The sequence below is a fragment of the Rhizobacter sp. P2_H3 genome (genome assembly GCF_056403355.1).
This window is the reverse complement of record NZ_JBFUFQ010000067.1, coordinates 16,543-27,614: the sequence shown is the minus strand read 5'-3', so window position 1 is coordinate 27,614 and position 11,072 is coordinate 16,543. Positions and strand designations below refer to the sequence as shown.

Genomic DNA, 11,072 nt, shown 5'->3' with positions numbered 1-11,072 from the left:
ACGCGCGCGAGCGCCTCGTGGCAGCGCGCCGCACGCGCGGCGCGCGGGATGCCGCGCAGCCACAGGCCGATCCACACGTTGCGGAACACCGACAGCCGCATCAGGAAGGGCTGCTGGAACAGCATGGCGGCGCGCGGCAGCCGGCCCTCGGGCTGCAGCGGCGCGCGCGCCACGACGCCGGCATGCGGAACCAGGCCCTGCAGCAGCCGCAGCAGCGTGGTCTTGCCCGACCCGTTGGCGCCGACCAGCACCAGGCGTTCGCCGCGCGCGAGCGTCAGCGTGACATCGCGCAATGCGGTGAAGTCGCCGAACGCGACGCTCACCCGTTGCAGCGCGATCAGCGGCTGGGACGCGGCATGGGCGGCCACCGGCGCGTCGCGCCCGGCGACCGGCGCCTGCTCCGCTCGCAACGGTGGCGCCGCAGGCAGCGCCCGCGTGCGCGCGCCCCACCACTGCAGCAGCATGATCACGCCGTTGACCACGCCGACGATGCCGAGCAGCACCAGGCCCAGGCCGAGCGCCAGCGCGAGGTCGCCCTTGCTGGTCTCGAGCGCGATCGCGGTGGTCATCACGCGCGTGACGCCGGCGACGTTGCCGCCGACGATCATCACCGCGCCGACCTCCGCGACCGCGCGGCCGAACGCGGTCAGCAGCACCGTCGCGACGCCCAGCCGCTCGTGCACCAGCATCAGCAGTGCGCAGGCGAGCGGCCCCGCGCCGAGCGAGCGCAGCTGGTCGCCGCCTTCATCGAGTGCCGCCAGGACCAGCCGGCGCGACAGCGCGGCGATCAACGGCGTGACGAGCACGCTCTGCGCCACCACCATGGCCGTCGGCGTGAACAGCAGCCCCCACGGCCCGAGCGGCCCCGCCCGCGAGAGCAGCAGGTAGACCAGCAGCCCCACGACGACGGCCGGCAACGCGAGCAGGGTGTTGACCGCCCAGACGAACACGCCGTGGCCGGGGAAGCGCGCGACGGCCAGCCAGGCACCGAGCAGCAGGCCCGCCACCGACCCGACCCCCACCGCGATGCCGCTCACCTGCAGCGACAGCATCGCGATGCGCCACAGCTCGGCGTCGCCGCCGGCGATCAACGTCCACGCGAGCCGCCAGCTGTCGGCGAAGGTGCTCATCCGCCAGGGACGTCAGTTCGCATCCGGAAAGAAGAGCGGCCGGCCTTCGATCTGGTAGCTGCCGATGGCGGCCTGGCCCGCCGGCGAGACCAGCCAGTCGACGAAGCGCTGCGCGAGCTCCTTCTTCACCTGCGGATGCTTCGCCGGGTTGACCAGCATCACGCCGTACTGGTTGAAGAGCCGCCTGTCGCCTTCGACGAGGATGGCCAGGTCGCCCCGGTTCCTGAACGCGAGCCAGGTGCCGCGATCGGTCAGCACGTAGCCGTTGATCGACGCCCCCATGTTCAGCGCCGGCCCCATGCCGCAGCCGCATTCGCGGTAGACGGCCGGCCTGGCGGCAGCCGGGTCGAGCCCCGCCAGCTTCCACAGCCGCAGCTCGGCGCTGTGCGTGCCGCTGCGGTCGCCGCGCGAGACGAAGGGCTGGCCGCCGGCGGCCACCTTGCCCATGCCGGCGACGATGTCGGCGCCGCGCGCGCCGGCCGGGTCCGGCTTCGGGCCGACCAGCACGAAGTCGTTGTACATGACCGGAAAGCGTTTCTCGCTCCAGCCCTCGGCGACGAATTTTTCCTCGGCCGGCGTGTCGTGCACGAACACCACGTCGGCATCGCCGCGCCGGCCGATGTCGAGCGCCTGGCCGGTGCCGACGGCAACGACGCGCACCTCGATGCCGCTGGCGCGGGTGAACGCCGGCAGCAGGTGCTTGAAGAGGCCCGATTGCTCGGTCGACGTGGTCGAGGCCACGACGATGAACTTCTCCTGCGCGCCGGCCGCCTGCGCAAGCAGCACGGCGCAGCCGGCCAGGAGCAAGGCGGCGACGGCACGGCGAGACGGCTTCATGTCATGAACGCTGGAGTCGATCGGAAGACCCCATCATCGCGGATATTCAGCGCGTGCGGCGCTCGCGCCAGAGCAGCATCAACCCTGAGATCAGGAAGTAGACCGCCCCCACCGCGGCATACCCCGCCAGGTTCTGCAGCATCGGCGCCGGGCCGCTCGCCTGCTTGACGAAGAACGTGCCGGCCAGCGCCGACTGCGCGCCGCTCAGCACCATCGCCCACTGCGCACCCTGGTGCTTCCAGCGGCGCACCGCGGTGCCCAGTTGGAGCAGGCCCGAGAGCACGGCCCAGACGCCGAACACGACGAAGACCGCGGGCATGCCCTGCTGCACCGCCACCGCCATCGCGGCGGTCGTCGCGGCGCTGACCAGCACGTTGATCATCTGCGTCGCGTTGGCCGACATGCCGCCCGATTGCCGGGCGTCGAGCGCGTTCGCCAGCGCGTCCCATGCGGGGTACAGCACGAGCAGCACGCTCGCGACGACGGGCGATGCTGGCGCCGCCGCGAAGGCGAGCGCCACCCACGCGATCGAGAAGGCGGCGCGCGTGAGGTAGAGCGTTCTCAACCAGGTCGAGTTCGTGGCAAGGGAGGTGGCAGTCGTCATGGCGTGATCTCGGTGGAAAGCGGATCAAGCCAGTCTGCGGCGAGCGGCCGGCCGGCGGAATCGGACGATTGACCGATGCCGGCGCCGCCCCCGGACGGACAGCGCCGGCTCACAACGTGTTTCCATCTTGTCATTCCCGGCATCCCGCCAGGAAGGTTCCGTCAAGACTCCAGCCAGGCCTCGACCTATGGTCATGCCTCCATCAAGCCACCTGGAGGAGCAGCATCTTGTCGACCCCCGAAACCCATCGCGTCTGCAGCCCGGCGCTGTGGCTCGTCACCGTGGCCACGGCCCTCCTCGCGGCATGCGGCGGCACGTCCGAACTCGATCGATCCGGCGCCGAGGCCAGCGCCGACGACAGCGCGAGCGCCGAGGCGCAAGCCGTGCGCGCCGTCAGCAACGTGCCCACCGGCTTTGCGGCCGGCGTCACCGGCGGCGCCGGCGGCAACACGTTCCGCGTGAGCACGGTCGCCGACCTGAAGCGCGAGCTCTGCCGCACCAGCAACGGCAACGGCTGCACCGACACCGAGCCGCGCATCATCGAGGTGGCGTCCGTCATCGACCTGACCGACAGCGAGGGCAGCGCCTCGGCACCGGGCTGCTTCGCGACCAGCGTGTGCAGCGGCGCCACGCAGAAGAGCGAGATCACGCTGAATGTCCAGGACTGGCAGAAGAGCTACTGCACCGGCAAGCAGACGAGCGCCTACAAGTACAAGGTGGCCGGCACCGCCGCCCTGCTGATCGGCTCGAACAAGACCCTGATCGGCGTGGGCGCCAACGCCGGCCTCAAGGGCAAGGGCGTGATCCTGCAGGGCGGCGTCAGCAACATCATCATCCGCAACCTGTCGTTCACGGACATCAACGAGGGCATGGTCTGGGGCGGCGACGGCCTGTCCATCCCCGCGGCCACCAAGGTGTGGGTCGACCACAACCGCTTCGCGCGCATCGGCCGCCAGTTCATCGTCCTCGGCAACGGCGACGCCACGGCGACGATCGACGGCATCACCCTCTCCAACAACGAGCTCGACGGCCGGTCGGCGTGGTCGGCGCGCTGCACCGGCAACCACTACTGGAACCTGCTGGCCTACGGCAACGGCAGGATCACCATCGCCAACAACTACCTGCACCACTTCGACGGTCGCGCCCCGCGCTTCAACTCCGCCGGCAGCGGTGCGCTGGTGCACATCGTCAACAACTACTTCGAGACCGGCGGCTGGCATGCGCTCGACTACGAGGGAGCCAACACGCGCGTGCTGATGGAGGGCAACCACTTCAGGAACGTCTCGATGCCGGTGCTCACCGATGCCACCGGCAACGGCCAGCTGTTCGGCGTGTACGGGCAGACCTCGGCCACCAAGGCCACCTGCATTGCCGCGATCGGGCGACCCTGCAACCCGAACATCGCGAGCCCCGCACCGGCCACCGACAAGCTCGTGCAGGACTCGGCCGTGCTGACCGCGTTCAAGCCCCTCGCGGGTGGATTGATCAAGCCGATCTCGGCCAACGACGTGCCCGACACGGTCAAGGCCCATGCCGGGGTCGGGAAGATCTGAGCGATCAGCAGGTGTCACCCTGGCGGGTGATCCAGCACGGGTACGGTGGGTTCGCTCTCCAGCGGGGCGGCAGGCCTGCGGTGACCTGGGTGTTCCTCGTGTCCGTCGTGTAGACGAAGCCCTGCGTCACGCCGCTGCCCTGGGCGGTGAGGAAGTAGGCGGTGGCCGTGACCTGCAGGCATTGCACGTGGAAGGTCCCGGCCCCGCCGGCCGGGATGGTGTCGCAGGGGCTGACGACGTCCTCGCTGACGGTCAGGTAGGTGTGGTGGTGCCGGTGGTACAGCTCCAGGCGCGCGCGCAGGCCGGCCAGCGCAGTCGTGCCGTCGACCAGCTTGTCGCGAAGGATGGAGTCGTTGCAGCCGTACAGCGCCATCGCGGCGAGGATCGACACGATCGCCATCCCGATCAGCGCGAGGCAACGCCGCCGGACGACGCGCTCGTCTGCGACGCATTCATCGGGATGACGGGGTCGTCGGCAGATCCTCGTCAACACGCTTGCAAGGGGGCGTGTCCCGGCGCCGCCGTCGCGCCGTGGCGCAGGAGCGCCTGCATCAGGCGCAGGCGCAGGATGGTCAGGCCCGTGCTCCGGCCGGCGAAGCCGATCGCCTCCAGCTGGGTCAGCGCGCCCTGCAGCACGCCGATGGGCAACCGGTGGGCGGCGGCGCGATCCTTGTAGCGCAGCGTGTTCTCGATCACGCTCAGGTGGATCAGCGTGCGCCGGGCCCCTGGATGCCGGGTCAGCAACTCGCTCAGGTCGTCGGCGATGCGTTCGAGCGTCGGGCCCGCCAGCTCATCCAGCCAGCCTGGCAGCAGCGGGTACGGGTCGTTGATGCGGGACGAAAGCATGGTGCGTGCACCTCATGAAGAAGCAGGTCGGCATCGATCGGGGCGGGCGGCCGGTCAGCGCGCCACTTCGCCATCGAGCAGGGCGACGAAGCGGTAGCCGACGCGCGGGTAGGTGCGGATCACCTGGCCGATGCCGGGCTCCCCCTCGCGCAGGGCCTGGCGGATGCGCATCACCGCCGCGGCCAGCGAACCGGGCTGGACGATCTGGTGGCCCCAGACCTCGTCCAGCAGTTCGTTCGTGGTGCGCACCCGGGCCCGGCTTTCGATGAGGATCACCAGCAGGTCGAAGGGCCGCGGCTGCAACGCGCGCAGCTGGCCATCGACCAGGACCTCGCGCGACGCGGTCCGGACCTCGCAGCGGCCGAAACGCAGGACGGAGGGAAGCGCCGGCGCGATGACGGAATCTTCGTCCCGGACCCCCCAGGCAGCGGCGTCGGATCGATCTCGTGGTGATGGATGGATGTACATATGCCCTTGCGGTGTAGTGTCAACATCAAATCGTGTAGACATTAATCTACAAGAAATCGACAACGGTCGACGGGTAAATTCTCACAAGATGATCAATTCCGGTGCAATCGGGCCGGGGACCAGCCAAAAGCCGGGCATCCTGTAGACTGATCACTACACTAGGGCACCGTCCCGGTGGCCCCCATGTCTGCACACACCCCCGTCGCCGTCCCCATCCGCGTCTTCATCGCCGACGACCACGCCCTCGTGCGCGAAGGCCTGCGCAAGATGCTCGAGCTCGACGAGGGGCTGGCCTTGGCCGGCCAGGGCGCGTCGGCGGCCGAGGTGCTGGCCGGTGTCGACGCCGGGGGAATCGACCTGCTGCTGCTCGACCTGCTGATGCCCGGTTGCACCGGGGTCGACCTGATCGAGCGCGTCGTCGCGGCCCATCCGCAGCTGCCGGTGCTGGTGCTGACGATGCATGCCGATCCGCACATCGCCCGCCGCGCGTTGAAGGCCGGCGCCCTCGGCTACCTGACGAAGGACGTCTCGCCCGAGCAACTGCTGGATGCGATCCACCGCGTGGCGGCCGGGCGCGGCTATGTCGATCCGTCGCTGAGCAGCGAGATGCTGCGCGCCGAGCAGGCGCAGGACGAGCCGATGGCCTTGCTGTCGGCACGTGAGCGCCAGGTGCTGATCGCGCTGGTGAAGGGCCGGGCCCCGACCGACATTGCCAACGAGCTGAACCTGGCCCCGAACACCGTCAGCACCTACAAGGCCCGGCTGATGGAAAAGCTGAATCAGGACTCGCTGAGCGACCTGGTGCGCTACGCGCTGAGGCATGGCCTGGTGGATTGAGCGCGGCCTGGCGGCATTCGCCGCGCTGCTGCTCGCGTGCAGCGGCCCCGCGCAGGCGCAGCATGCGGTCTTCGAGGCCTATCAACAGTCGGACGGGCTGACCAACATGGCGGTCGGCTGCCTGACGCAGGCCGCTGACGGCACCCTCTGGCTGTGCACCGAGAACGGCCTGTTCCGCTTCGACGGCTTCCGCATCCACCGCGAGCCGATGGCCCCGGGCGCGCAGCGGTCCATGGTCTACGCGGCCCGGGCCGATGCCCGCGGCGGACTCTGGGTGGCGACCGATGTCGGCCTGTTCCTGCGCCGCGAGAAGGATGGCGTGGCGCAGTGGTCGGCCGTCACGCAACCCGGCGGCAAGCCGATCGGCATCGAGCCCGGCCAGCGCCTCGACATCGACGCGCACGGCACCGTGCTGGCCATCGACCGCGACAGCCGGATCTGGTCGATCGACGCCCCCTTGCCCGGCGCTGCGCCGGTCGCGCGGCAGCTGCAGTTGCCGGCGTTCCCCGCCCCGCCGGGCGAGCTGGATGCCGATTCCGGACCGCTGCGCGCCGGCCGCGGGGCCCTGTGGTTCGGCTGTGGCCGGGGGCTGTGCGAATGGCGCGACGGCACGCTGCGCCGGTGGGGCGAGGCCGAGGGCCTGCCGGCCCGCATGTGGGGCAACCTGGTGATCGGGCGCGACGGCAGTGTCTGGGCGCGCAGCCGCGACCGGCTGGCCCGGCTGCCGCCGGCGCAGCAGCGCTTCAGCGCCATCGAGGCCCCGTTGGCACAACGGCTGCCGGCCACCGCGGCGCTGGCCGAGGACCCGGCGGGCGGCATCCTGACCGCCACCGATGTGGGCATCGCACGCTGGGATGGTCAGCGCTGGCGGGAATGGACACCGGCGCAGGGCTTGCCGGAGACGCTGATCCGCTCGCTGTTCTTCGACGCGGAAGGCAGCTTCTGGCTGGGCACGTCCGGCCGCGGCCTGCACTGCTGGATCGGCTACCTGAACGTCGAGCACTGGACCCCGGCCCTCGGGCTGCCGGCGCCCGCCACGTTCACCTTCGCGCGCGATGGCAGCGGGCGGCTGTGGGCCGGCACGGCCCGCGGTGCCGCGTGGCTGGACGAGAGCACGGCCCGGTTCCGGCCGCTGCCGGCGGCGACAGGCCACCCGGCCAGTGCGGTCAGCGCCCTCGCCGTCGATGCGAGCGGCGACCTGTGGTGGGTGGAAACGGGCCGCGTCATGCGGCTGAAGGCCGGCACGGCCCAGGCCGCGGTGATCTTCGACGATCCGTCGCTCTCCGTCGTGATGCAGGGCCGGCAAGGGGGCATCTACCTGACCGGGCGCAACGGCGTCGACCGCGTCGTCGCCTCGGCGTCGGGCCCGCGGCGACAGCCCGTTGCCAGCGGGCTGCCGGACCAGGATTTCGTGAGCGAAGTCGCCTTCCCGGCGGAGGGGGTCGCGACCAGCGCGGTCGAATGGTTCATCAGCGGGCACCGCGCCTACCGCCCCGTCGACGGCCGCTGGATGCCGATGCGCGACGCGCAGGGCGAGCCGGTCGAGGTCTACGGCCGCGCAGCGTTCGTCGACGCCACGGACTTCTGGGCCTTCGACAGCCACGGCCTCTCGGTCTACGCCGTGGACGCCGCGGGCACCGCCCGGTTCACCCGCCGGTTCGACCTGGCCCGGTTCGGGAACCCGACCGAGTACTTTCTTCGCACCGGGTCCGACGGGCGGGTCTGGTTCGGCACCGACCGGGGCGTGTTCGTGTTCGACGGCAGCCGCTGGTGGCACATCGATCACTCGAACGGGCTGCTGTGGGACGACATCGACGACGGCGCGGTGCTGCTCGAACCCGATGGCACCGCGTGGATCGGCAGCAGTGCCGGGGTCACCCGCATCCGCGCGCCGGCCGCCGAACCGGCACCGCCCGTGCTGCGCCTCAAGGCCGTGGCGTTCGGCGACCAGACCGCTGCAGTGGTGCCGGAGCAGATCGACTGGAACGACCGCCATCTGCAGTTCACGCTGGGGACACCGAACATCGGCCGCAGCCGCATGCTGCACCTCGAATACCGCCTGCACGACAACGCGCCCTGGCAGGCCATCGCCGGGAACGTCGTGACGATCGAGTCGGCGGAGGACGGAACCCAGGTGCTGGAGGTGCGTGCAGCCTACCGGTTGCCGCTCGTCGAGGCCGGCCCGCCCCTGCAGATCCCCTTCACCATCGCGCCGCCCTGGTGGCTGTCGACGCCTGCCAAGCTGGCCGCCGCGGCCGGCCTGGGGCTGCTGTGGTGGCTCAGCACCTGGGCGACGGGCCGGCGCCAGCGGGCCGAACGCCATCGGTTGGAGCATGCGGTGACCGAGCGCACGGCCGAGCTCGAGGTGTCGCGCCAGGCGCTGCGCCGGCTCGGCGAACACAACACGCGCGCGCTGGAGGATGAGCGCAAGCGCATCGCGCGCGAACTGCACGACGAGATGGGCCAGCAGCTGGCCGCCCTGCGCATGGAGGCCTCCGTGCTGCGCGCCCGCGCGCGCGGCGAGCAGCCGCCGGCGCAGGCGCAGTACCAGGTGCTGCTCGATCGCATCGACAACCTGGCCGGCGGCGTGCGTGCGCTCGTGAAGCAACTGCGCCCGCCCGCCCTCGACGGCGGACTGGCTGCCGCGCTGGAATGGCTGGCCGCGGAGTTCACCCAGGCCACCGGCCTGCCGTGCCGGCTGCAGGTCGATGCCGAGGCGGACCGGCTCGCTCCCGACATCGCGACCCAGGTGTTCCGCGTCGCCCAGGAATCGCTCACGAATGTGCGCCGGCATGCCCATGCCGCGCGGGTGGACCTCGCGTTGCAGCGCAACGACGGCCACTGGCTGCTGGCGATTGCCGACGACGGCGCCGGCTTCGACCCGTCGCACGAGCGCAGCGGGCACGGCCTGCTCGGCATGGAGGAACGCGCCCGCCTGCTTGGCGGCACGCTCGACATCGCCGGCCGGCCCGGCAGCGGCACGACCGTGCGCCTGCACTTCGAGGACCCGGCCGCCGTCCGCATCTGAACCTGCGCCGCCGACTTGTTCACACTCGCCCGCTCAGGCTCGCGCCGGCCCTGCCGATAGTCCCGGTACATCGCGCGCTGGCAAATTGGCAAATGCAAGCGCAGCAAGCGCGGCCAGCGCGAACCAGGCTCCACGGAGCAGGAGAGGTCATCTTGAAAGCTGTGGCAAACCTGAGAATCGGCACCCGCCTCACCGCGGCCTTCGCGCTGGTCATCGGCCTGCTGGTCGTCGTTGCAGCCATCGGCTACACGCAGATCGGCGCCGTCAACGCGAACACCGAGACCATCCTCCATGACCGGTACGCCAAGGTGGCGCTGGCGCAGACCATCGAGAACGAGGTCAACAAGCAGCTGCGTGCGATCCGCACGGCACTGATCACCACCGACCCCGCCGTTGCCCGGGAGGAGCTGCACAAGGTCGAGCAGTCGGCGCCGATCGTGGCGAACGCCATCGATCGCCTCAAGGCGTCGGTCCACTCGGAGAAGGGCGTGGCAGCGCTGCTGCACCTCACCGAGAGCCGTGCGAAGTTCAAGGAACGCGAAGCCGGGTTCGTCGAGCTGATCAAGGCCGGCAAGGCCGACGAGGCACGCCAGCAGCTCGTGAGCGTCATCCTGCCGCTGCAGAAGGACTACCTGGAGGCGATCGAGGCGTTCTCCACGAGCCAGGTGGACGGGATGGAGCAGTTCGGCATCGAGGCGTCCGGCATCGCCGGCACGGCCAAGCTGCTGATGATCGGCCTGACGGTCGTCGCCGTCGCGCTGGCCAGCGGCATCGCCGTCGTGCTGACCCGCTCGATCACGGTGCCCATCGCCGAAGCCGTGCGCGTGGCGCAGACGGTCGCCTCCGGAGACCTCACCTCGCAGATCACGGTCGAGCGCACGGACGAGACCGGTCAGCTGCTGGCCGCGCTGAAGGCGATGAACGAATCCCTGGTCGGCATCGTCGGCCAGGTCCGCCAGAGCAGCGACTCGATCGCCACCGGCTCGAGCCAGATCGCCACCGGCAACGCGGACCTGTCGCACCGGACCGAGGAACAGGCCGCCAACCTGCAGCAGACCGCGTCGTCGATGGAGGAGATCACCGCGACGGTGAAGAGCAGTTCCGATGCCGCACGCACGGCGACCTCGCTGGCGGCCTCGGCGAGCGCCGTGGCCACCAAGGGCGGCACGGTCGTGTCGCACGTGGTCTCGACGATGAACGACATCAGCGCGAGCTCCCGCAAGATCGCCGACATCACCGGCGTGATCGACGGCATCGCCTTCCAGACCAACATCCTGGCCCTGAATGCCGCGGTGGAGGCGTCCCGGGCCGGCGAGCAAGGGCGCGGTTTTGCGGTGGTCGCCGGCGAGGTGCGCTCGCTCGCGCAGCGTTCGGCAACGGCCGCGAAGGAAATCAAGGCACTGATCGGCGAGAGCGTCGGCCTGGTGGAAACCGGTGCGGGACTGGTGGCCGACGCCGGCACGACGATGCGCGACATCGTCAGCTCGGTCCAGCGCGTGGCCCAGCTGATCTCCGAGATCGGCACCGCGGCCGAACAGCAGTCGATGGGCATCAACCAGGTCAGCCATGCCGTGACCCAGCTCGACCAGGTGACGCAGCAGAACAGCGCACTCGTCGAGGAATCGGCTGCGGCCGCGGACAGTCTTCGCGTCCAGGCGCAACGCCTGACGGAAGTGGTCGGCGCCTTCCGGCTTCGACCCGCACTCGCGGCCTGAGGGCTGCCGGCACGCATCGAATATCGAATGGCATCCATCGCCTGATCGACAGGG

General features: G+C 70.6%; 10 protein-coding genes. 4 read left to right on the top strand and 6 right to left on the bottom strand.

The genetic code is table 11. From position 1 onward, the window contains the following. The 3 genes from AC1D1T_RS14750 to AC1D1T_RS14740 form a co-directional block, all read right to left on the bottom strand. The coding region (locus AC1D1T_RS14750; protein ID WP_477992056.1) for an ABC transporter permease at positions 1 to 1,130 on the bottom strand (1,130 nt) is incomplete at its 3' end. Positions 1,131 to 1,142: 12 nt separating this feature from the next. Further along, positions 1,143 to 1,967 (bottom strand): ABC transporter substrate-binding protein, encoded by an 825-nt coding sequence (locus AC1D1T_RS14745; RefSeq protein WP_477825280.1) that lies wholly within the window; start codon positions 1,965 to 1,967, stop codon positions 1,143 to 1,145. Between the two features lie 46 nt (positions 1,968 to 2,013). After that, entirely contained in the window at positions 2,014 to 2,571 is a 558-nt protein-coding gene (locus tag AC1D1T_RS14740) for a DUF308 domain-containing protein (protein WP_477825279.1), read from the bottom strand. Between the two features lie 227 nt (positions 2,572 to 2,798). Here AC1D1T_RS14740 and AC1D1T_RS14735 point away from each other — a divergent pair, with 227 nt between their 5' ends. Further along, positions 2,799 to 4,124 (top strand): right-handed parallel beta-helix repeat-containing protein, encoded by a 1,326-nt coding sequence (locus AC1D1T_RS14735; RefSeq protein ID WP_477825278.1) that lies wholly within the window; start codon positions 2,799 to 2,801, stop codon positions 4,122 to 4,124. A gap of 4 nt (positions 4,125 to 4,128) precedes the next feature. On the opposite strand, the gene AC1D1T_RS14730 is transcribed toward AC1D1T_RS14735, so the two are convergent. The 3 genes from AC1D1T_RS14730 to AC1D1T_RS14720 form a co-directional block, all read right to left on the bottom strand. Beyond that, on the bottom strand, positions 4,129 to 4,515 hold the full coding sequence (locus AC1D1T_RS14730) for a type IV pilin protein (RefSeq protein ID WP_156155050.1): 387 nt from the start codon (positions 4,513 to 4,515) through the stop codon (positions 4,129 to 4,131). 95 nt (positions 4,516 to 4,610) lie between these two features. Beyond that, on the bottom strand, positions 4,611 to 4,970 hold the full coding sequence (locus AC1D1T_RS14725; protein ID WP_465110577.1) for a hypothetical protein: 360 nt from the start codon (positions 4,968 to 4,970) through the stop codon (positions 4,611 to 4,613). Between the two features lie 54 nt (positions 4,971 to 5,024). After that, the gene (locus tag AC1D1T_RS14720; RefSeq protein ID WP_477838689.1) at positions 5,025 to 5,438 is read right to left on the bottom strand and encodes a winged helix-turn-helix domain-containing protein; all 414 of its coding nucleotides are present in this window, start codon (positions 5,436 to 5,438) and stop codon (positions 5,025 to 5,027) included. Between the two features lie 183 nt (positions 5,439 to 5,621). On the opposite strand from AC1D1T_RS14720, the gene AC1D1T_RS14715 reads away from it, so the two are divergent. The 3 genes from AC1D1T_RS14715 to AC1D1T_RS14705 all read left to right on the top strand — a co-directional run bounded on the left by AC1D1T_RS14715 (position 5,622) and on the right by AC1D1T_RS14705 (position 11,018). Then, complete coding sequence (locus tag AC1D1T_RS14715) at positions 5,622 to 6,275, top strand: response regulator (protein WP_047509828.1); 654 nt, start codon at positions 5,622 to 5,624, stop codon at positions 6,273 to 6,275. Next, complete coding sequence (locus tag AC1D1T_RS14710; RefSeq protein WP_477825276.1) at positions 6,259 to 9,303, top strand: sensor histidine kinase; 3,045 nt, start codon at positions 6,259 to 6,261, stop codon at positions 9,301 to 9,303. Before AC1D1T_RS14715 ends, AC1D1T_RS14710 begins: the two co-directional genes overlap by 17 nt. A 161-nt stretch (positions 9,304 to 9,464) precedes the next feature. After that, positions 9,465 to 11,018: a methyl-accepting chemotaxis protein gene (locus AC1D1T_RS14705; protein WP_477838697.1), complete on the top strand. Its 1,554-nt coding sequence runs from the start codon at positions 9,465 to 9,467 to the stop codon at positions 11,016 to 11,018. Positions 11,019 to 11,072: the final 54 nt, after the last annotated feature.

Bases quoted from the DNA above. Each gene is read 5' to 3' on its own strand.
- AC1D1T_RS14725 (WP_465110577.1), bottom strand. From the start codon at position 4,970: ATGCTTTCGTCCCGCATCAACGACCCGTACCCGCTGCTGCCAGGCTGG.
- AC1D1T_RS14715 (WP_047509828.1), top strand. From the start codon at position 5,622: ATGTCTGCACACACCCCCGTCGCCGTCCCCATCCGCGTCTTCATCGCC.
- AC1D1T_RS14745 (WP_477825280.1), bottom strand. From the start codon at position 1,967: ATGAAGCCGTCTCGCCGTGCCGTCGCCGCCTTGCTCCTGGCCGGCTGC.
- AC1D1T_RS14720 (WP_477838689.1), bottom strand. From the start codon at position 5,438: ATGTACATCCATCCATCACCACGAGATCGATCCGACGCCGCTGCCTGG.
- AC1D1T_RS14740 (WP_477825279.1), bottom strand. From the start codon at position 2,571: ATGACGACTGCCACCTCCCTTGCCACGAACTCGACCTGGTTGAGAACG.
- AC1D1T_RS14710 (WP_477825276.1), top strand. From the start codon at position 6,259: ATGGCCTGGTGGATTGAGCGCGGCCTGGCGGCATTCGCCGCGCTGCTG.